Below are 22,748 nucleotides of genomic sequence, written 5' to 3'. Positions count from 1 at the left end.
GCGCAGTTGTGCAGGGGGGCATCACTTTTGACAAGTCAGTGACGGTCATGGGTAAAGCAACGGTGAATGAACGAATCCGCTTGCGCGATGCAGCCAGCTCAGTGGGTGAATACACCGCCGATGGCGCTGGCGAGTGGAGAGCTCCCCTCACCGGGTTGGCCGAAAAAAGTTACAGCCTCACCGCCCTTGCACTGTACGGCGACGGCGCGGTCTCTGCACCACCTCGTACTTTCCGGGTTGCGGCGGCCGTCCAGCCGACTATCACCAGCGTAACTGATACGGCCGGCAACAACATCGTTGACGGCGGATCGACAACCCAGCCCACTGTTGCGATCAGCGGTCGCGCGCCCGAAAACGCCACGATCGATCTCTATGATGGAAACGCACCGTTGCGATCGTTACCGGTGACCAACGACGTCTGGAACTTGCCACAAACAAGTTTCGCACCGGGAGAGCATACCATTACCGCCCGCAGTACAAATGGCACAGGGCTCACATCCACCGTGCGCAAATTCACCAGTGTTGCGGGGCTGACAAGAGACTTCACCGATTTTGCCAATCAGAACTGGAACAACTGGGTCGGAGGGCCAGGAGTTGACCCAAGGGATCTGCGATTGCGCAACGTGAGTGGCGACTGGAGATTCCACAACTACACCTACACCGAAAGATCCAGTGGAGTGATCATTCAAAAGACGCTGAACAATCTGCTGGTGGGGCGTCAGTATCGCTTCTCTATCAAAGCCATTCGATTCGATGGGAGATTTGCGCTGCCTTCACTGTCGATCAGGGCGGCTGGCAACCGTATTGCAGGCCCAACCCAAATAACTTCGCTGACCAACTGGGTGACTTTATCAGGTACCTTTATCGCTACTGCTACCACCATCATTGTGGACGTTTACAGCAATGTCTCCACAGGCGGGGGGAACGACTATGAAATCGATGACATAGAGATCGTAATCATTTGATCGACCGAGCTGTTCGATATCCAACCAGAGGGAATGGTTGAACGATAGGCACCAATGAGTACAGTCAAACTGTGCCAGGTACAAAAAAGCCGCTACCCCCTGACGGAGTAGCGGCTTTCTGATACCTGGGTATCGTGACTTACCAGCTGTACCGCACCCCCACATTCCCCCCCCAAGGCTGCTCAATATGCTCGCCATTGGCGTAATCCAGATCGACATGCACCTGCCATTTGTCAGACAGCGCCACTGCCACACCCGTACCGAACTCCGCCCGGGAACCGGACAGGTCGTTGTTGAACACGTTGTCGTTGACCTTTACCTCGTTGTTGTTCGCAAACTCATGTGCAATGGCTGCGCGCACATAAGGTTGCGCCACAGCACCGTTGCCAATGTCGAAGTTGCGCCCGAACGTGGCGCCTGCCTTGCCCAGGAGTGAACGGGTGCGATCGCCATCGGCCTGCATGTCGTTGTCCAGGTTGAAGCGTTTGCCCTGGATCTGCGCAGCCGAAAACTGCGCGAAAGGTTCGATGAAGTAATCGTCGCTCAACTTGATGTGACGACCGGCCTCAACCGATGCACTGACACCCCAGTTGTCGTAATCACCCTTGGCACGCGTGCCGTCACTCAGACTGACCTTGGCCTCGTTCTGGAACCGGTTGAATTTCAGCACGCCGTCAACGTAGTAACCGGTGTCGTGGTCCATCCACGTCACGTAAGGCCCGAAGTAGTAACTCTTGACCGTGCCCGAGGTGCCGTGTTCAAGACTCAGGTCCGATTGACTGTAACCACCCATCACGCCCACCAGTACATCGCTGTCATTCACCCGGGCATCGGCTCCGAGGGATAGTCCTTGCTGGTTCTGCTGGTACGTCACGCCGGAACTCTCGGACACGTTGTACTGATTGCCATAGGTGCGTGCCCAGGCGCCCGACTGTCCACCGTTGAAGCGCAACTCACCCATGCGGCTGCGCAGTGAACTGGCTTCGCCGTACAACAGGGTAATTGGAGAGTTGAACAAGGCCAGCACCGCACTGGCACCAGGGCTGATCTCCCGGGTGGTCGGATCGAGGAACCACTCTGTACCGCCAGCTCCTCCGGGTCGCTGGGCCAGGTCATAGGACCAGGTACCGAGATCCACTCGCCCGCCCGTCAGCGCAAAGTGCGCATCGCCAGCAGCCGTGTGCACCAGGGTCAGTTGCTGTGGATTCACCGCATCCAGGCCGGACGCCGCTACCAGCAAACCGAACTGCCCGGTCGCCACACCGGTGACATTGAGGAAGTCATGCTGCCCCGTGGCGAAGTTGCCCTTCATGGCGAACGTACTGGAACCATCCGGCGAGCCGGCGAGCGTACCGACGTTCAACTGGTAGAAGGTATTCGGCACATCCTGCGCACCAAAGCGTACCGTCCCACCATTCATGGCGAGCGTTCCTACGGTGTCGTTGCCCGTCAGGGTCCAGATCGAACCACTGTTGACGGTCACGCCGTTGACCTTGTCGAGACGACCGATGAATTGCGAACTGTTCTGCAGGGTGACGTTGGCGCTCGAACCGTTTTCGACCAGCACATCGCCGGTCATCCGGCCTTGATCGAAGGTCAGGTTGCCGGTGCTGTTGCCGGCGATGTTGATGTTGCCCTGCAACTCGCTGTTGGCGACGGTCATGGCGGCGGTGGAGGCGCCCTGGACGTCGAGCAGGAGGTTGTTGCCGGCGAGCAGGTGCGAATTGTTGAGTACTTCGATACTTGCCAGGGCACCACCTTCAACAAGAATGGCTGCTCCTGCCCTACCCTCCAGGCTCGCCGCGTTCAACCTCAAGTGTGAGTCTCCGAGCCCCGCTCCATCTGCTGCTATCCGTGCGCCGTTTTCACCACCACTGATTCTGGTACCGTTCGCGCTGACGCTGCCGCCGAAATAGTCGATGCCGACGCTACTGGCCTGAAGACCCGAAACCTCGCCGCCATTGAGTTCAAGCGAACTCAGTCCGGTAATCAGCACGCCCGACGTCCCACCTCTGAGAACACTGTCACTGACCACTGCCGTCGAGCCCGTGTTCGTACCGGACTGACGTGTCAACCACAGCGCAGAGCTATCACTGGTGAGTGTCGTGCCACTCAACGTGGCCTGACCGTTGAAAACGCTGATCGCGCTGCTGCCACTGCGTCCGGCAAACGTGCCGCCGACCGCGTTGAGCGTCGAACCGGACTGGATAAACACTTCGAATGTTTGCGCGCCATTCGCATTCAAAGCCCCCCCATCGGATACCAAATAATTGTCGGTGACAGTGGAGGCATCAATGTTGAGGTTTTGACCAGCCCCGACGGTTGTCAAAGCCATGGATAGAGGGCTGAAGACAAGCGCCGGGAAAAAAAACGGTAGGTTCGCTCTCCAGGCAAAATTAAAGGAGGCAAGCGATAAATACTTCTTCATGACAGCTTCTCCAGAATGGGTTATCCGACTCCCGTTTGGGTGGAGGGCGCGCAGCTTATTCAGTAAGTCCGATTCTTTATGTAGGAGAAATCCGAAAATCATTGATGATTTTTCGACCCACCAAATAAAAAACCATCGATAGCACCTCTTTTCATCAGCAACACATTTTCATGAGCGTAAAAAAGGAAGATAAAATCTTCCTTTTTTATCACCCCCTTCCGCCCTATATAGGGCATTGATTACCATCACCATCACGCACAACCACTTGTACCTCATGCTCATTCGAACCCACTTCACGCCCATCTATAGTTGTTGTGCAGCGAATTTTCCCACTCCCATCCTTGATCGGCTCAAGCGCTGTAGCAAGAGGCAGATACACTGAAAACCCCTCCACATGCTCATTACCACTCAGTGTCTTTGTAAATTCAAAATCATCTACAGGCACAGGCCCTGTATCATCATAAGTTGTACCCTCCCAAACAAATGACAAGGTCATACCGGATTCCAAAGGCTCACCGCCCTTCATATCGACCACGGCAGCCCTCCCCACATTGGAAATATTCCTGAGCGAAGAGCAATTCAAAAACTCTACACCACTGAAGAACACCGTATTGGCGACTGTCACCTCGGGCAGTTTTATATCAATGACGAACACACTGACAGGCTGACGAAGAGATGGATTAGGATTTCCGTCCGGAAGTGTCGGATTGGTAATTTCGTAATGGACAGGAATCGCAGAGCCATTACCTTGTGCGGTGATAAAGTCGGCCGGGATAACAAAGTCCACAGGATCACCATCCACTTCAGTGCCGTCGACCGTGTAGATTCCTCCGGGCGCAGGAACTGGGACTTTATTCCAATACAACCGATAGACATCACCCGTCACACGCACATCATCAATAACAGTAGTCGCAGTACCGTCTTCCCCCGCATCTATAAGTTCAAACTTGTTTGGGTCGGTCGTATTTTTTGCCTGAACGACTACCGGAGCCAGGTTCGGATTGCCGACTTCAGGATCCTCCGGATCAGGTGGAAGTGTTCCCGGCCGTCTTAGATCGACATTCACTGGAACGGCAGTCCTTTCAGGATATTCCTGACCGCCACGCCATATTGAATACGATGTACTGATAGCCCTGGGCCCGAGACCGTTACGTTTTACGTTCTCATAGGGAACCTCGAAAATCGCCGGCATCCCGTCGGCTACACGTTTTCGTGGTTGCGCAATCCCGTCCCAGATCAGAGCGATTTCATCCAGTGGACCTGGATTGTCATAGGCCCGGATTACGACCCCCACATCAGGGAAAGCATCCTTGATCGTGATGAGATTGTCGGGAGCAGGGGCTTCAGGCACCTCTAGTGGCTTCAGATTGCTGGGCGCCGCAGTCAGTTCGACAACAACGTCAAGCTCATGTGAAGTGGGCGCCTCGTTACCTACCCGATCCCTCGGTTTGTAGTAGATGATACGTGGGCCTTCACGACCGTTTTCGACCTGAGCCTTGGTCATATCGACAATCATGTCCGAAGTCGTATCGTCTGGAGCGGTATAGGTACCAATATAAGTTCCGGGCTCACTCGCACCCATAAAAACATCAAAAATATCGCCGGTCCTACGATCACTCGTCAGAGGAATCTTTATCTTGACTATGGGATCTGTTTCAAGGTGCTCTTTAGTAATACGATTGTCAGCGTAAACACCCAGCAGTTCGACCGGATCACCGGCAACATCCCTGTTAGACCCAGTTTTATCTATATAGATAGACACCGGCGACGCAAAGTCCGTCGGAGTACCAGCATAGGTCAATCTGTAACCCAACAGATGTACACCTTCAGTGATAGTTGCAGTACCTGGCAGAATCAGTGTCTGTGAAGTATTAATAGGCGTCACTGTATTCAACGGAGCTCCAGTTGGAACCCCCTTCCAAAGCAACTGAAGCATGGCGGGACGCCCTGGTGGAGGCGGCGGAGTAATATCCAGCACCTCCTCGATCAAAACATTGTTATCTACCCCTTGCCGCAGCTTCGGTAGTTTATTTGGCTCATCACCCGCAACATTCGGCAGCAAACCTTCGAGCACCGGAGCCGTCGCTAACCGCGCAGTTCTGGCAGCACGCGCGGCTTTCATTGCTGCACGCCCCGGATCATTATCAAGAGCTTTCTTATAAATACCCATTTCATTTTCTCCAATTAACTTAATAGAGGCAGCCATCTACTTCATGAAAAGGCGACCCCGTCAGCTTGAGTTTTAAACCAAACTGCAAACACCATTTTTCGCATGCAACTACAACTTGATCATCCCGACAAATTCTGAACAATCGACTTCATGTTCAGGCGAGCAGACTTCTCCACTCGGCATGGTTCGATTGATAACCACAAACTCCGAACGTGATCTTCCGATACCACCGTCGCGCTTATTCAATACATACCGCACCAGTGCCGACCCACGATTAACCATTGGAGCGATGAACGCTTCATAGTCATCGATAACCACCTCCAATCCGTTGACGACGCTGACGGGGTCCAGTTCTTTGACGATCTCGGTATATACACCTGCAATCGGGTCGGAACCGTTCGGGCCCCTGCAGCCCTGCCAAAAGAGCGTGATCTTGTCCTTGTCCGTGAACCGGGGATCGGGTGGAATATGCACCGTTACCCCATCCCATAACCGAGGTACGGAGCAGCAGTGCAAAACCACTTCTCTGCCTGCATGGGGAAATTTCACTTCCTTGAGATCGTTGAAGACCACCATCGACACCTCGACCTCAGTGACGCGCGACAGTTGGTCATTCACGCCATTACGAGTGACGTAATGAACCGGCAATTTCGGGTTTTGCAGATCCGGCTCGATGTACTTCCAGGGAATTTCGATATCCAGGGGTTTGCCTGCGACATCGCCAAACTTGACTTCGTAGCTGGCAACCGGGTCAGCGAACGTCCCCCAATACACATCAATGGTTTCTAGCGGTTGAGGATTGTCGTACAGCGTCAGCAACGCTCTCGCCGGTAACCCGTAATCAAGACCCACCAGTTTGTTGGGTTGGTCGGAAATTTGACCGCGCACTTCCAGCCTGGCCAAAAGTTCATTCAGAAGGGCGGGGGCGTTGGGGTGATCTTGTCCGGCCACTTTCAGATTGACAGCGACCGAGATCGAGGATGACGGTGGTGTGTAACTACCATCGGCAAGACGAATCCGGTAGCTCACAACAGCGCGCAGCGGGCCGTCTCCCTGCCCCTGCAGAACACTCCAGGGAACGTTGATCTCTTGCGGAAAATTGCTGGGATCAACAGGAACCTCTACCAATGGCGTTCCATCCCACAACACCGCCACCTTATGCCCGGAGTCCGGAAAGTCATATGGATCGATCTCGACCTTTACACCATCACGCGCCTGCTGGCGATCGATCAGGTTACGGGGCAGTTCCACTCTTGGAGGAGGCAAGTTGCCCGGCAGCGGAGTCAAATCAACGAGGATGGACGCCAGTGCGGAAATCGGCCCGGTGTTACCGGCCCGATCTCTCAATCTGTAATAGAAGAAGCGTGTCCCACCCTTCCAGGGTCGTATCTCATCGGCATATACCGTCACCAACAAGCGCTCATCAATGATGTCCTGCTCACTGAACTCCTGTTCACGAATTTCGGTTTCACCACTGGGCGGCGGGTTCTGGTCTGTCCAGAAATAAACGGCGCGATCCTTGGCGGCGACATCAGTGTAAAAAGGCACCTCAATAATTACTTGTCCGTGCCGAGACAAGTACGCTTCGGTAAGCGTACCGTTCAACTCCGCTGGAAAGATCCCCGCTTTAGGTTGTCTGCCAAAGTCAGGCATGGTGGTGTCGATGGTAATTTTTTTCCGGGGTGACTCTGTAGGATTCTGCAGGCTGGGAGAAACCCTGATTGAAACCTCATAGACCCCTTGATTCAGCAGCTCTCGCGGAACGGTAAGCGTCTGGGGCAGTGGAAGATTGATAACCGGTGAAGGGTACCGTCGTTCATTCACCGAAACGAATGTGGAATTCAGAGGGGTGAAGCCAAGCTCCACGAGATCCGTACGGCTCGGAACCACAGTGAAATCCCACCCCATGAATTCAACCACCAGGTCCTGCCCCAGGACCGCGACGGGCAACAAGCCCTCAGGGTCATTCTCGTCCAGTACTGCGGGGACTTCTGGTTTGTCCAACAACAGACTCGAACTACTGACGGAGACATTCTGATGAACGGGTGGCTTGGACGCTGACATGTTCGATTTCCCAATCCCGTTATGGAGAGTCAAGGAGACTGCCAGCGGCAAGGCTCCTTGAGCGATTGGCTTTATTTAGCGCTTGGCGTGCAAGAGTGGCTACTGTCAGAAATTACAGGTTTTGCTACCGCTCGTCGGAGATTGAACACCGCCACCCATCCGGCAGAACGGCATAAACAGAAATGTTTAACAAACGGGATCGGTGACTGACTCAGGCTACGCATCCTTGCGCCGATGCCTACGCATCAGCCAGAATCCGCCGGCTTGTGCGCCTTGGGGGCGGGTTTTATTGTTTGGCGGTCGCTGAAAAGCAGCGATCGGGTTTAGCAGCCCGGATCTACTCTAGACGCACAATGCCGTTCGTTCGTGATCAGGCTCACGCCTGTCCGTTCACATTATGGCGGCTTTGCGTGGGGCACTTCGGTGCGCCGGGTTCTAGAGTCCTGGTCTGCTAACCCGCGTACGGCCGCCACCTCTTTCGTTTAGCAGCGAAGCGTGGCGCCTCCACTACTCTAGAGGCTTTACCAATGATCAAACCAACGCCAAACCCGCCGGAAGTCGATTCGACTTCCCCCTACGAAACCCTCGATTCCAAGAAATTCCACGAAGTCGCCGAACGCGCCCTCGATCACTACCTCAACCCCTTCCACCCCAGAAAGCCGCTGCTCAAACCCAACACCCGCTACCTCATCGCCCCCGGCATCCCGAGCGAGGAGCTACTGGCCGACGCCTGCGAAACCCTGACCTCGGCCAAAACCATGGCCAGCGATTTCGCCGGGATGATCGATGCGCCGCAGCGGCATGTACTGTTGGGGATTGCGCAATTGATCATGCTGGGGGAACTGGCGGTGAATCGGGTGCTGGATAATCTGGAACTGAAGGCTGAGGCAACCCTGTAGGCAAGTGAGCGATTGTGGCGAGGGAGCTTGCTCCCGCTCGAGTGCGAAGCGCTCGCAAAGCTTTTGGGGGCTGCTTCGCAACCCAGCGGGAGCAAGCTCCCTCGCCACAGATTTCGCCAGGCATAAAAAAACCGTCGTCCCGTTTGATCGGGACGGCGGGTTTTGTCGTTTCAGAGTTCGGCTCATACCGTTCGTCTTGAACCAACGCTTACCTGTAATTTCTGACAGTAGCCAACTCCGCCACAGCGCCGTTCAATGCCTCCATCGTCGTGCCATTCGATTGGAGTTCGCGCCATGGCTATCAATAGCAAAAGCCCCGCTGTCTCATCACCAATGGTACTCAAGGAGCTCGACGTTCCCGGGCGCACCGGCCCCGTGTCGCAAGCGCCGGATGTCTGGGGGCTCAACCTTGCGGCCGTGCAGGACAACTTCCCCAGACAGGGTTTGCTATGCCGCGCCGGGCCGTGGGGGGTCATGAGCCGGGGCGACAGGCTGGTGATTTCCCTGGGCGGGCAACCGGTTTTCAACAAATCTGTCGACGAGCATGAGGTCAATACGACGCTATCGATGTTTGTGCCCGCCGCCCGCTTCACTGACGGCCCGTCCACACTGGCCTACGCCGTCACCCGGCAGGGCGGAACGGCCGAACCGTCCGAAGTGATGCAGGTACGGGTCAAGCTCACCCGTCCCGGTGGCCATGACAGCGACGAAGGGCCGGGGCACTCGAAACTGAAAATGACCATTCCCAGGGAAATCCTTGAGGGCGGCATCGACAAGGACAACATCACCGCTGGCGTGCCGATCACAATCGGCCCCTCTGACGACGGACCGCAACCCTATCCCAACGCAGCGGCCGGCGACCGGATTCAGGTGACCTGGGGCGGTTTTTTTGTGCACTACGGACCGCTGACTCAGGATGAGGCCGAGGGCAAAGTGCCGGTTGTCGTAAGAGTTACCGAGCAGGACATTCGCGAGGCGGGTGACTCCGGAGATGCCGGTCTCGCTGTGGCCTTTGAGGTCTACGACATTGTCGATAACCGCGCCGAAGACTGGAGTTACGAACTGCGCGTGGTGGTCGCGGTCGACGCCGACAGACTGGGCGCACCGATCTTGAAGGAAACGCTGAACAACGTGCTGGACGCCGACAAACTGGGGGATGCCGATGGCACGGCGCAGATCCTGGCCGTGGACGGCAGCAAGTTCAAGGTCGGTGACACCCCCATCGTCCGGCTCAAGGGCACACCGGTTGAAGGGGCACCGATCAACATCGAAATCACCGGCCAGCCGCTGGTCAGCGTGCCCAGCATCCCCGAGATCCCGATTCCCAATGCCGCGCTGCGGCAACTGGCCAAGACCCAGATCGGCTTGTCCTTTCGCCTGAAAAAAGCCGACGGTTCCGCCGACCTGTTGTCGAAGACCCAGTTCATCAATGTCATTGGCGAGATCCAGCGCCTGCTGGCCCCGGTCGCCCTCGATGCACTGCAAGGTGCCCTCGACCCGGAGCTTGCACAGGCCCGTATCCAGATTCCATTCGACAAGTCCTTTGCTGCCGGCCAGGCGATCAAACTGTACTGGCTCGGCACCCGTCCTGACCTGAGTACCTATCTGCCCGATCTGCCACTGCGCCCGATTACCCAAGGCGATATCACGGCCGGTGTGCCCTTGCTGATCAACGTCCCTCGCCTTCATCTGAAACAGATCGAAGGCGGCACACTGGAACTGTATTACCAGTTGCTGATAGAGGACGCGGTGCTGGCGACGATGAACCCTCTCAACGCGACGCACGCCATTCGCGAGTCGATCCATGCCGAAATCCTGAACGTCGGCGAACCGAGGAAAGAGCTGCCGGAGCCGGAAGTGGACGGCGTGGTGGACGGCGTATTGCCGGCAGATATGGCCGGCACCACGCTGACCGTGGAATATCTGAACACGGTCAAGGATGACGAGGTGACCTACTTCTGGAATGGCTCGAAAACCGGGCCGGACAGCGACTCGGTCAAGCTGTCCTCGTTTACTGCCGGCCAACCGGTGCCGTTCACCATCAAGGCTGAGTTGATCAAGGGCAATGAAGGGGGAACGGTCGAAGCGTCCTATTCCATCAGATGGGCGGATGGGCGGCCTACCAGTAATTCCGATGTGAAGCCGTTCAGTGTGGGAGTGGCGCTAGAGCTGATAGCCCCAAAAATCAAAGAAGCGCCGAACGATACCAGTCTGATCCCCAATGCCGCGAAGGATGCCCTGACCGCTATCGTTGACTATGTCGGCATGAAGTTGCAGGACAAAATCATTGTCACCTTCACCGGTGCGGCGGGTACGCCGGCGGGAGGCTCACACACCGCGCCAGAAAAAACCGTCACCGTGCTCGGGGCGCAGGAAATTCCACTGGCCAACAGTGTGGTGGCTTTCAACCTGAACAAAGCGGTGACGGTCAGCTACACAATGAAACGCGGGAGTGCGACACCGCTGCCTTCGGCAGCCCGTCCCCTGGCGGTACAGTCGCTGGCGCTGGATCTCTCGAACGTGCCGAAGATTCTTCAGGCGGCCAACAACGGTGATGGGCCGGAACTGGATCTGGATGCGATCAAATCATCGGCAACCCTACGCGCCCTCGGCTGGCCGTTGATTGCCCTAATGCAATATGTATGGCTGAAGTTCAGGGGGACACTCAGCGATGGCAGCCCCTACGAAAAAGCGTTCTGGACCCAACCAGGTCCCGTAACCAATAGCAGCTGGGTGACCAACGGATATTACGACTCTGGCCTCTCTACTACTTTTTTGAACGAATTCAAAAATCTAAAACATGATTCATCGTTGTCCATTGAATTCAAGGCTGCGTTGGGAAGCAGCACGATCGAAGCCGACGCGGTGTCTTTCCCGGTGCGGACCTACACCATAAAAGCCGTGGAAGATCTGCAGCCGACCATCACCTCGGTCAAGGGCTCGCCGAGCAATGTGGAAATCCCCAATGCCGGTTTCACCGTCGAAACCAGCGTGATCCTGACCGGCGCCGCCGCCAAAGGTCAGAAGGTCGATGTGCTGCTGGGCACCGTGCCCAAAGGCCAGCCCGTCGCTGATCCTACGACCGGTAACTGGACCCTGACAGTCCCCGGGCTGCCCGCAACAGCCCACAGTTTTAGCGCCAAGGCCTTGTATGGCTCCGGTCAATCGTCGGCCCCGCGAACCTTCACCGTAGTGGCCTTGATCGTGCCTACGATCACCAACGTACTGGACGCCAGCAATGCCGAAGTACCGGAAGGCCGCTGGACGACCAGCACCACCATGAAGCTCAAAGGCAAGGCCAGTCTTAGGCAGGAGGTCGAGGTATTCGACGGCAACGGTCCGAGTGCAGTATCCAAAGGCAAGGCGACCGCCAATGCCACTGGTGATTGGGAACTCTCGTTTACCGTAGCGGTGGGCGCACACCGTTTCGCCGCCCAGTCGCTCTATCACCCGACTCCGACGTATTCAAACGTGCGCACGATGAGTGTCGTGGCCTTGATCGTGCCTACGATCACCAACGTACTGGACGCCAGCAATGCCGAAGTGCCGGAAGGCAGCTGGACTACCAGCACCACCATGAAGCTCAAAGGCAAGGCCAGTCTTGGGCAGGAGGTCGAGGTATTCGACGGCAACGGTCCGAGTGCAGTATCCAAAGGCAAGGCGACCGCCAATGCCACTGGTGATTGGGAACTCTCGTTTACCGTAGCGGTGGGCGCACACCGTTTCGCCGCCCAGTCGCTCTATCACCCGACTCCGACGTATTCAAACGTGCGCACGATGAGTGTCGTGGCCTTGATCGTGCCTACGATCACCAACGTACTGGACGCCAGCAATGCCGAAGTGCCGGAAGGCAGCTGGACTACCAGCACCACCATGAAGCTCAAAGGCAAGGCCAGTCTTGGGCAGGAGGTCGAGGTATTCGACGGCAACGGTCCGAGTGCAGTATCCAAAGGCAAGGCGCCCGCCAATGCCACTGGTGATTGGGAACTCTCGGCTCCTGTCGCGATTGGCTCGCATCGTTTGTATGCCCAGTCGCTGTACCATCCGAGTCCGATATATTCAAATGTACGAACCTTTAGGGTTGAGACGTACGGAATAATCACGCATGTTTTGTTGGGAAAATACGATCCCAATGGTCGAATTGTCCAGCCAGGTGAAACCCTTCCACGCGGACAATACGTCACGTTGCTTTTGACGTCAGGAAATCCTGCAACAGAAACAGCTATCACCTTCAACGCCCAAACAGGACAGCACATGACCTTTGGAGCATTACAGATTATGGGGGGGAAAACCGCACTTGCAGTGTATCGCCCACCAGCAAACGATTTTGGCTCTTTTTATATATGGGTCGGTATTTACCCCCTAGGAAGCGCCACTCCGCCGATGCCCCCTGCACCCAACCCATTTCTGCTTCATTGGCGTTGATCGGAGTAAATAAAGAGAGAAAAAGAGAAGAAAAAGAAGAAAAAGGGGACGAGAAAAAGGGGACGTATTTATTTACCAGTCCCAACAGAAGGAAAAAGGGGACGTATTTATTTACCAGTCCCAACAGAAAACCCGCCCTCTCCTTCAACCTGGAGGGCGGGTTTTGTCATTTCAACATCAACAAGAATCCACGTTGAATAGTGTTGAAGCTTATGTCCGCAAAGCCACGCAACCTTGCGCCTTTGCCTACGCATCCGCCAGAATCCGCCGGCTTGTGAGTCTTGGGGGCGGGTTCTATTGTTTGGCGGTCGCTGAAAAGCAGCGATCGGGTTTAGCGATCCGGCTCCAGACAGACGCAACAATGCCCACTCTCAACTGCAGACTCTTTTCTGCACTTGGCGTAATGGTGGCTGTGCGTGGGAGACCTTTGGGTCTACCCGGGGTTTCTGTGACCCGGATCGCTAACCTGCGTACAGCCGCCACCTTTACTTGTTTAGCGATGAGTCGTGGCGGCTAAATCCAATCACGGAGATTCGCCATGATCAAACCCACGCCAAACCCGCCGGAAGTCGATTCGACTTCGCCCTACGAAACCCTCGATTCCAAGAAATTCCACGAAGCCGCCGAACGCGCCCTCGATCACTACCTCAATCCGTTCCACCCCAGAAAACCGCTGCTCAAACCCGACACCCGCTACCTCATCGCCCCCGGCATCCCGAGCGAAGAGCTGCTGGCCGACGCCTGCGAAACCCTGACCTCGGCCAAAACCATGGCCAGCGATTTCGCCGCGATGATCGATACGCCGCAGCGGCATGTGCTGCTGGGTATCGGGCAACTGATCATGCTGGCGGAACTGGCGGTGAACCGGGTGCTGGATAATCTGGAACTGAAGGCTGAGGCGCCGCTGTAGCCTTAGCAAAGAAAAAACCCGCCGCCCCGTTAGATTGGGACGGCGGGTTTTGTCGTTTCAGCCCCGGCTCACACCGTATCCACCTTCAACGAATGATCATTCAGCATGCCGTTGATGATCGTCGCCGTGTCATGCCCACCGGCAATCACCCCGCCCGCTCCCGGTGTCACGCCGTAGTGGCTGGCGAGGTTGACGCCCGCCAGGTCAATGGTCTGAGTCGGCGTGGCGCCGGCCATGGCGCTGACGTCGATGGTGGTGACCACCGAAGCGCCGCTGCCGGTGACGGTGAAGTGCAGGTAGTCATCCAGTGACGCCGCCGTGCCGTTTTCACCTTGCAGCAGTTGCGACAGGTCGAGCTTGTCGGTGCCCGGAGTGAAGTCGGTGACGGTGTCGTGGCCGCTGTTGCCTTTGAGCCACTGGAAGGTGTCGGCACCCGGCCCGCCGGTCAGGGTGTTGTTGCCCATGCCACCGATCAGCAGGTCATCACCGCCTCCGCCATTGAGGATGTCGTTGCCCAGGCCGCCGTTGATGACGTTGTTATTGTTGTCGCCGGTCAGGGTGTCGTTGAAGTTGGAGCCGACGAGGTTTTCGACATTGCTGATGGTGTCGATGCCGGCGCCGATGGTGTTTTGCGCACCGAGCAGGCTCAGGTTGACCGTCACCCCGGCGGTGGCATGGGCGTAGCTCACGGTGTCGATACCGGTGCCGCCATCGAGGATGTCATTGCCCGGGCCGCTGTAGAGCAAGTCGTTGCCGGCGCCGCCGTGCAGTTCGTTGTTGCCGGAGCCGGCGGTGAGCACGTCGTTGCCGTCGCCACCGTTGAGGATGTTGTCGCCGCTGCCTGCCACCAGCACATCGTCGCCGGAAGTCCCGGTGAGGGTGTGGCCGTCCTGATAACTGATGGTCACGTTGGCGGAGTCGCTGCCGCCGTGGTTGTCGTTGGCGGTGTAGGTGCCGTGGAAGTCCGGAGTGACGTCGTGGGCTCCGGCGTAGTTGACCGTCATGGTCAGTTGATAGTTTTCCGCAGCGTTGGTGTTGCTGCCGCTGGTATTGGTGATGTTGGTGATGTGGATCTGGTACGTGCCATCGGCGCTGGCGGTGATGGTGCCGCCATCGGCGATGCTGACGAACGCCCCTCCGTTCACCGAATACTCCATGGTGATGTGCCCGGCCGCCAGGTTGTGGTCGAGGTTGAGGGTCTCGCCCTGTTTCAGTTTGACGGTGATCAGGTCTTCGTCGTTGGCATTAGCGTTGGTCACCGCGCCGAGGTAGCCACTGACCACCAGCACGGCGGTCATCGCCGCCGTGTTGGCCGCAAAAGAGCTGCGCACATCGGCCAGGTTCTGGTTGGCGCTGGTGTTGGTGGTGCCGGTGAAACTGATCGCGCCGCTGCCGGTAAAGTCCGCGCCCTTGACGGCCCAACCGGTGTTGAAGGTGGTTGGCGAAGCACTGAGGGTATCGCCGTCCGGATCGGTGTCGTTGGCCAGCAGCAACTCGCCCGGCACCACAACGTTGCTCGACAGCACGTTGGTGATGATGTGGTCGTCCACAGCGACCGGTGGCGAGTTGGGGATCACTTTCACCGTCAGCGTGGAGCTGGCGAGGTCGCCGTCGTTGTCGCTGAGGGTGAAGCCGATGTTCTCGGTGATCACCGTCGTGGTGGTTTTCTGCGAGGTGTAGCTGTAGTCGCCGGTATCGAGGTTGACCACCAGCGTGCCGCTGTTGTTGGTGGCGATGCTCAGGGTGTTGTTCACCGTGTTGAACGTGCCGTGGTTGGTGCCGCCGCTGGCGGTCAGCGAACCCTGGCCGCTGTTGGCTTTCGGGTCGTAGGTGTAGGTGGTGCCGTCGACCACGATGGATTTGATGAAACCGCCATCGGCGCCGAACGTTCCGCCTTCACCCAGCAACGAACCGGTGACCGGCGCGCCCTCTACGGTGCCGGACAGCACCGAGTTCAGTTGATTGAGGTCGGTGACCACCACCGCATTGGTGTTGGTGTGGCTGATGCCGTCGTAAGCCAGCGGATCGAGGTTGGCGTTGCTGACACCGTTGCCCAGGCCGATCGCATAGTTCTTGATGTTGTTGGCATCAAGGAAGTTTTTCAGCGCGGCTTCGTCATCGGTACCGATTTCCTGGCCGGTGGTGGGTTTGCCATCGGAGAAGAAGTAGCCGACATTCTGCGCCCCGGTGAGTTTGCCCGAGGTGTTGAACGCGGTCTGCATGGTCGCCACGGCCGCATCGTAGTTGGTGCCGCCACCGGCGCTGAGGCCGGCGAGCAGGGTTTTGGCGGTCGCCACATCGACCCACACAGAAGTGCGATCGGTGGCGTTGCTGCTGAAGGTAACGAGCTGCACTTTCACATCGCCCAGATCGTCGTACTTGTCGAGCAAGGCGCTGATCGCCTGCTTGGCCAGGTCCAGCCGCGACAGGCCCGGCACGCCGGACGCGTCGGCCATGCTGCCGGAGATGTCGAGCACGATCAGGATGTTGGAGTCGATCTCCACCGCCGCCACCGAACGATCCGACGCCACAGCCTTTGGCACGTCGTCGACGATGTTGACCACGATGGTGCTGGTGGTGCTGTTGCCCAGCGCATCGGTGGCTTTGTAGGTGAAACTTTCGCTCAGGGTGTTTGCGCCGTCATTGGCGTTTGGCGTGGTTTTCGGTGCCGACGTCAGGGTGTAGGTGTACGTGCCGTCGGCGTTGAGCTGGATCTGCCCGTACGTGCCGGTGCTGCTGCCGACCAGGGTGTAGGTGATCGCGCCGCTGCCGCCGGTGACCGCACCGACCAGAGTACCGGTGGCGGTTTCGCCGGTGTTGGTCGGGTCGCTGCCGATGACCGTGCCAGGGGCCAGGTCTTGCCCGTCCTTGGTCAGGTCGAGGGCTTTTTCGTAGACGGTCACGTCCTGATCCACCGAGGCCACGAGTTTGCTGTCGGCGACGTTGACGGTGATGGTGGTGGTGCTTTCGTCGCCGTCACTGTCACGGATGGTATAGGTGAACGTGTCGGTGGCACCCGGCGGGCTCACCGAGTTCGGGTTGCTGTGATAAACCGCGTTGCCCGCCGCATCCAGGGTCAGGTAACCGTAGGTGCCGTTGATGTTGCTGTTGAGGCCGCCAATGGCTGAGGTCGAGGTGTCGCCGCCGGCCCTTACGCCCACCACCGCACCGCCCGCTGCCGGGCCGTCGGCGCCAGTGACGTCGTTGCCCAGCACGCTGATATTGACGGTGCCGCCCTCCACCACCGAGCCGGTGTCGGCCTTGGCGGTCGGCAGGTCATCGACGATGTTGACGTTGATCTGCCCGGACGCGGTGCTGCCATCGCCATCGGTGGCCACCACGTTGAAGTTCTCGGTGATGCTGTTGGCGCCGTTGCCGGTCGGGTGCGCATCGTTGTGCACCAGGGTGTAGCTGTAGCTCACGACGCCGGTCGCGGCGTTGAAGCCGGTGACGGTCAGTGTGCTGCCCAATGGCGTGGTGACCGATTGCGGGAAGCCTGCGGCGACGCCGTTGGTAACCACCGCGATGCCGCCGACGGTGAGGGTTTGCAGACCGTCGAGTGCGGTGACAGTGAAGGTGCCGCTCTGGGTCAGAGCCGTGGCGTCCGGCGCAGTGCCGTTGCCGAGGTTTTTCTCGTAGACAGTGAGCTCGCCGCCGTTGACGTCGAGGCCGCTGAGAATCACCGGATCGTCGTTGTTGTGAACCTGCAGCACGAGGTTGGCGGTGCTGGTGTCGCCGTCCGAATCGGTGATGGTGTAGGTGAAGGTTTCGGTGCCGTTGCCGCCGCCGTGCAGGGCTTTGAAGTCGGTATCGTTGGTGTTTAGCGTGTAGGTGTAAGTGCCATTGGCGTTGAGCACCAGCGTGCCATAGGTCCCGGTGAAGGTTCCCGCAGTTATTGGGCCGGCGTTGGGGCCGGTCGGGACGCGGTCGGCGCCTTGCACGTCGTTGGTCAGGACGTTGCCGGTCAGGGTGAGGTTGGTTTCAGAGGCGGTGCCGGTGTTGCTGTCGTTTACGGCTTTTGGCAGGTCGTCGACGATGTTTACGTCCAGCGATGCGTTGGCCGTGGTGCCATTGTCATCAACCACCGTCACGGCGAATTGCTCACTCAGTGTGTTCGCGCCATTGGCGGTTGGGTGTGCATCGTTGTGGTCGAGGGTGTAGCTGTAGCTGACAACGCCGGTGGCGGCGTTGAACCCGGTGATGGTCAGTGTGCTGCCCAGCGGAGTCGTGACCGATTGCGGGAAGCCGGCGGCTACACCGTTGGTGACAACGGCAATGCCGCCGACAGTCAGCGTGGTCACACCGTCCAAAGCAGTGATGGTGAAGGTGCCGCTTTGAGTCAGCGCGGTAGCATCCGGGGCGCTACCGGTGCTGAGGTTTTTCTCGAAAACCGTCAGCTCGCCGCCGTTTACATCCAGGCCGTTGATGATCACCGGATCGTCGTTGTTGTGGATCTGCAGCACCAGATTGGCGGTACTGGTATCGCCGTCGGAATCGGTGATGGTGTAGGTGAAAGTTTCAGTGCCATTACCGCCGCCGTGCAGGGCTTTGAAGTCGGCGTCGTTAGGGTTGACGGTGTAGGTGTAAGTGCCGTTGGCATTCAACACCAGCGTGCCGTAAGTACCCGTAAAAGTACCGGCAGTAATCGGGCCAGCGTTCGGCCCTGTTGGCACCCGGTCGGCGCCTTGTACGTCGTTGGTCAGCACGTTCCCGGTCAGGGTCAGATTGGTTTCCGAAGCGGTACCGGCGTTGCTGTCGTCCACTCCTTTTGGCAAGTCATCGACGATGTTGACATCCAGAGAAGCGTTAGCGGTCGTGCCGTTGTCATCGACGACGGTGACAGCGAACTGTTCGCTAAGAGTGTTCGCGCCATTAGCGGTCGGGTGGGCGTCGTTGTGATCCAGGGTGTAGCTGTAGCTGACGACGCCGGTCGTGGCATTGAACCCGGTGATGGTCAGCGTGCTGCCCAACGGCGTGGTAACGGATTGCGGGAAACCGGCGGCGACACCGTTAGTGACAACGGCGATGCCGCCCACGGTCAGCGTGGTGACACCGTCCAAAGCAGTGATGGTGAAAGTGCCGCTCTGAGTCAAAGCCGCAGCATCCGGCGCACTACCGGTGCTGAGGTTTTTCTCGAAAACAGTGAGTTCACCGCCGTTAACGTCGAGGCCGTTGATGATCACCGGATCGTCGTTGTTGTGGATCTGCAGAACCAGATTCGCGGTGCTGGTGTCGCCGTCCGAGTCGGTGATGGTGTAGGTGAAGGTTTCAGTGCCGTTACCACCGCCGTGCAGGTTCTTGAAGTCCGCGTCGTTAGGGTTGACGGTGTAGGTATAGGAACCATCGGCATTCAGCACCAGAGTGCCGTAAGTTCCGGTGAAGGTTCCGGCGGTGACCGGGCCGGTCGGCACCCGGTCGGCGCCTTGTACGTCGTTGGTCAGCACGTTCCCGGTCAGGGTCAGATTGGTTTCCGAAGCGGTACCGGCGTTGCTGTCGTCCACGGCTTTTGGCACGTCATCAACGATGTTTACATCCAGAGAAGCGTTAGCGGTGGTGCCGTTGTCATCCACCACAGTGACCGCGAACTGCTCACTCAAGGTGTTCGCGCCATTGGCAGTCGGATGCGCGTCGTTGTGATCGAGGGTGTAGCTGTAGCTGACAACACCCGTGGTGGCATTGAACCCGGTGATGGTCAGCGTGCTGCCCAACGGCGTGGTAACGGATTGCGGGAAACCGGCGGCGACACCGTTAGTGACAACGGCGATGCCGCCCACGGTCAGCGTGGTGACACCGTCCAAAGCAGTGATCGTGAAAGTACCGCTCTGAGTCAGCGCGGTAGCATCCGGCGCACTGCCGGTGCTGAGGTTTTTCTCGAAAACGGTGAGTTCTCCACCGTTTACGTCCAGGCCGTTGATGACCACCGGATCGTCGTTGTTGTGGATCTGCAGAACCAGATTCGCGGTGCTGGTGTCGCCGTCGGAATCGGTGATGGTGTAGGTGAAGGTCTCGGTGCCGTTGCCACCGCCATGCAAGTTCTTGAAGTCCGCGTCGTTAGGGTTGACGGTGTAGGTATAGGAACCATCGGCATTCAGCACCAGAGTGCCGTAAGTTCCGGTGAAGGTTCCGGCGGTGACCGGGCCGGTCGGCACACGGTCGGCACCTTGGACGTCGTTGGTCAGGACGTTCCCGGTCAGCGTGAGATTGGTTTCCGAAGCGGTACCGGCGTTGCTGTCGTCCACGGCTTTTGGCACGTCGTCGATGATGTTCACATCCAGCGAAGCGTTCGCGGTGGTGCCGTTGTCATCGACGACGGTGACAGCGAATTGCTCGCTCAGGGTGTTGGCGCCGTTGGCCGTCGGATGAGCGTCGTTGTGGTCCAGGGTGTAGCTGTAACTCACCACGCCGGTCGTGGCGTTAAACCCGGTGATGGTCAGTGTGCTGCCCAATGGCGTGGTCACCGATTGCGGGAAGCCTGCGGCTACACCGTTAGTGACAACGGCGATGCCGCCCACGGTCAGGGTCGTTACGCCATCCAGCGCAGTGATGGTGAAGGTGCCACTTTGAGTGAGCGCAGTAGCATCCGGTGCACTGCCGGTACTGAGGTTTTTCTCGAAAACAGTGAGTTCACCGCCGTTAACGTCGAGGCCGCTGATAACCACAGGATCGTCGTTGTTGTGGATCTGCAGCACGAGGTTCGCGGTGCTGGTATCGCCGTCGGAATCCGTAATGGTGTAGGTGAAGGTCTCGGTGCCGTTGCCGCCGCCATGCAAGTTCTTGAAGTCGGCGTCATTAGGGTTGACGGTGTAGGTATAGGAACCATCGGCATTCAGCACCAGAGTGCCGTAAGTCCCAGTGAAGGTTCCGGCGGTGACCGGACCAGTCGGCACACGGTCAGCACCTTGGACGTCGTTGGTCAGGACGTTCCCGGTCAGCGTGAGATTGGTTTCCGACGCCGTGCCAGTGTTGCTGTCGTCCACGGCTTTTGGCACGTCATCAACGATGTTTACATCCAGAGAAGCGTTAGCGGTGGTGCCGTTGTCATCCACCACAGTGACCGCGAACTGCTCACTCAAGGTGTTGGCGCCGTTGGCGGTCGGGTGCGCGTCGTTGTGATCGAGGGTGTAGCTGTAACTGACAACGCCGGTGGTGGCATTGAACCCGGTGATGGTCAGTGTGCTGCCCAGCGGCGTGGTCACCGATTGCGGGAAGCCAGCGGCTACACCGCTGGTGACAACGGCGATGCCGCCCACGGTCAGCGTGGTGACACCGTCCAAAGCAGTGATGGTGAAAGTACCGCTCTGAGTCAGCGCGGTAGCATCCGGCGCACTGCCGGTGCTCAGATTTTTCTCGAAGACTGTGAGTTCACCACCTTCTACGTTCAAGCCGTTGATGATCACCGGATCGTCGTTGTTGTGGATCTGCAGAACGAGGTTTGCAGTGCTGGTGTCACCATCGGAATCGCGAAGGGTGTAGGTAAAGGTTTCTGTCCCGTTGCCGCCGCCATGCAACGCCTTGAAATCCGCGTCGCTGGTGTTGAGCGTGTAGGTGTAAGTGCCGTTGGCGTTCAGCACCAGGGTGCCGTAAGTCCCGGTGAACGTACCGGCGATCACCGGGCCGCTGTTAGGGCCGACAGGAATGCGGTCGGCGCCCTGGACGTCGTTGGTCAGGACGTTGCCGGTCAGGCTCAGGTTGGTTTCCGAAGCGGTGCTGGCGTTGCTGTCATCCACTGCTTTGGGCACATCATCGGTGATGTTCACATCCAGTGAGCCGGTGGCGGTATCGCCGTTGCTGTCGCCGGCGATCACCGTGAAATGTTCGCTGAGGCTGTTGGCACCGTCACCCGCAGGATGGGCGTCGTTGCCGTTGAGGGTGTAGCTGTAACTGACCGTGCCGTTCGCCGGGTTGTAACCGGTGATGGTCAGGGTGTTGCCCAGTTGCGTGGTGATCGATTGCGGGAAACCGACGGGCACGCCGCCGACGATGACGTTGATACCGCCGATGCTCAGGCTTGTCAGACCATCGGGCGCCGAGATGCTGAAGCTGCCGGCCTGGGTCAGCGCACCGGGATTGGCGGCAGAACCGTCCGGCAGATTGGCTTCGTTGAGCGTCAGTTCGCCCCCCGGTACGTCGAGGCCTGTGAGGGTCACAAGGTTATTGACCGGTGGCGGGATGACCGGTGTCGGCGTGTTGTCGCCGTTGTCGATCACCGCGTAGTGGCGCTCTTGCGGGAACTCGGGAATGCCATTGAAACCGGCGGTGGGGAAGCCGACGACCGGATCGACCCGCCCGGCGACTTCCGTCAGCAAGACGAAACTGTGGCCACCGCCCTTGCCGCCATTGGCATCGCCCGGGGCATCGGGGCCTGCCGCAGTGGCTTCAGCGGATTTGGTCGGGTCTTCACCGGCGGCAATGGCTTTCTGGATCTGTGCGACATCGGTGAGTTGGGCATCGCTCGGGGTCAGTGCTTCCGGGGCATCCACGTGGGGCGCGTGGTTGGCCAGCAATTGTCCGGTCAGGGTCATGCTGCTGTCGCGGCCCAGGGTCAGTTCCTGGCCGTTTTGCAGATGGACGGCGACCGCCCCTTCCGCACCGGTGATCAATTGATCCCCCGTAAACAGCCGATCGCCCTCGACCAATGCACGCCGACTTCCGTCAGCGGCTTGAGCGAAAACCTGACCAATGACTTTGGTGACGGTCCCGATGAGCGTTGCCATGTGCATTTCCTCCGCTGCCGACCACCGTCGGCACTGGTTCGCGAAGCAGCCCATGGCTCAAGCGGGTTGTCGGGGCGACGCTCGCACCTCGACAGTTCGTTTCGCAGGTTGTGCAAGTTCAGAAACCCCAGCGCCCTCAGGCACTTGGAATCCCTGATCGATGCAGCACGCCC

The 22,748-nt window shown here is 58.2% G+C and carries 8 protein-coding genes; 4 read left to right on the top strand and 4 right to left on the bottom strand.

The window, feature by feature from the left end:
* Nucleotides 1-47: 47 nt before the first annotated feature.
* Nucleotides 48-965 carry a hypothetical protein gene (locus CAG02_RS10475; RefSeq protein WP_139831863.1) on the top strand — a complete coding sequence of 306 codons (918 nt, stop codon included), beginning with the start codon at nt 48-50 and terminating at the stop codon, nt 963-965.
* Nucleotides 966-1,104: 139 nt separating this feature from the next.
* On the opposite strand, the gene CAG02_RS10470 is transcribed toward CAG02_RS10475, so the two are convergent.
* From CAG02_RS10470 to CAG02_RS10460, 3 genes are all read right to left on the bottom strand, one after another.
* A complete protein-coding gene (locus CAG02_RS10470) occupies nt 1,105-3,210 on the bottom strand; it encodes an autotransporter outer membrane beta-barrel domain-containing protein (RefSeq protein ID WP_256576868.1) in 2,106 nt (701 codons plus the stop codon).
* A gap of 406 nt (nt 3,211-3,616) precedes the next feature.
* Nucleotides 3,617-5,599 (bottom strand): hypothetical protein, encoded by a 1,983-nt coding sequence (locus CAG02_RS10465; RefSeq protein ID WP_085748637.1) that lies wholly within the window; start codon nt 5,597-5,599, stop codon nt 3,617-3,619.
* A gap of 72 nt (nt 5,600-5,671) precedes the next feature.
* Nucleotides 5,672-7,627, bottom strand: coding sequence for a hypothetical protein (locus CAG02_RS10460; RefSeq protein WP_085710372.1), 1,956 nt, complete (start codon nt 7,625-7,627; stop codon nt 5,672-5,674).
* A gap of 527 nt (nt 7,628-8,154) precedes the next feature.
* On the opposite strand from CAG02_RS10460, the gene CAG02_RS10455 reads away from it, so the two are divergent.
* The 3 genes from CAG02_RS10455 (at nt 8,155) to CAG02_RS10445 (ending at nt 13,861) form a co-directional block, all read left to right on the top strand.
* Nucleotides 8,155-8,526: a DUF6124 family protein gene (locus tag CAG02_RS10455; protein WP_085710371.1), complete on the top strand. Its 372-nt coding sequence runs from the start codon at nt 8,155-8,157 to the stop codon at nt 8,524-8,526.
* Nucleotides 8,527-8,820: 294 nt separating this feature from the next.
* Entirely contained in the window at nt 8,821-12,951 is a 4,131-nt protein-coding gene (locus CAG02_RS10450) for a hypothetical protein (protein ID WP_139831862.1), read from the top strand.
* 538 nt (nt 12,952-13,489) lie between these two features.
* Complete coding sequence (locus CAG02_RS10445; RefSeq protein WP_085710369.1) at nt 13,490-13,861, top strand: DUF6124 family protein; 372 nt, start codon at nt 13,490-13,492, stop codon at nt 13,859-13,861.
* 68 nt (nt 13,862-13,929) lie between these two features.
* On the opposite strand, the gene CAG02_RS10440 is transcribed toward CAG02_RS10445, so the two are convergent.
* Nucleotides 13,930-22,575 (bottom strand): retention module-containing protein, encoded by an 8,646-nt coding sequence (locus CAG02_RS10440; RefSeq protein ID WP_085722092.1) that lies wholly within the window; start codon nt 22,573-22,575, stop codon nt 13,930-13,932.
* Between the last annotated feature and the right edge of the window lie 173 nt (nt 22,576-22,748).

This window comes from Pseudomonas sp. R43(2017) (genome assembly GCF_002112345.1).
GTDB classification, from domain to species: domain Bacteria; phylum Pseudomonadota; class Gammaproteobacteria; order Pseudomonadales; family Pseudomonadaceae; genus Aquipseudomonas; species Aquipseudomonas kribbensis.
This window is presented reverse-complemented; position numbering and strand designations above follow the sequence as displayed.

Excerpts from the sequence above, each read along its gene's own strand:
- CAG02_RS10475 (WP_139831863.1), top strand. The coding sequence starts at position 48 with ATGGGTAAAGCAACGGTGAATGAACGAATCCGCTTGCGCGATGCAGCC.
- CAG02_RS10445 (WP_085710369.1), top strand. The coding sequence starts at position 13,490 with ATGATCAAACCCACGCCAAACCCGCCGGAAGTCGATTCGACTTCGCCC.
- CAG02_RS10460 (WP_085710372.1), bottom strand. The coding sequence starts at position 7,627 with ATGTCAGCGTCCAAGCCACCCGTTCATCAGAATGTCTCCGTCAGTAGT.
- CAG02_RS10440 (WP_085722092.1), bottom strand. The coding sequence starts at position 22,575 with ATGGCAACGCTCATCGGGACCGTCACCAAAGTCATTGGTCAGGTTTTC.
- CAG02_RS10465 (WP_085748637.1), bottom strand. The coding sequence starts at position 5,599 with ATGGCTGCCTCTATTAAGTTAATTGGAGAAAATGAAATGGGTATTTAT.
- CAG02_RS10450 (WP_139831862.1), top strand. The coding sequence starts at position 8,821 with ATGGCTATCAATAGCAAAAGCCCCGCTGTCTCATCACCAATGGTACTC.
- CAG02_RS10455 (WP_085710371.1), top strand. The coding sequence starts at position 8,155 with ATGATCAAACCAACGCCAAACCCGCCGGAAGTCGATTCGACTTCCCCC.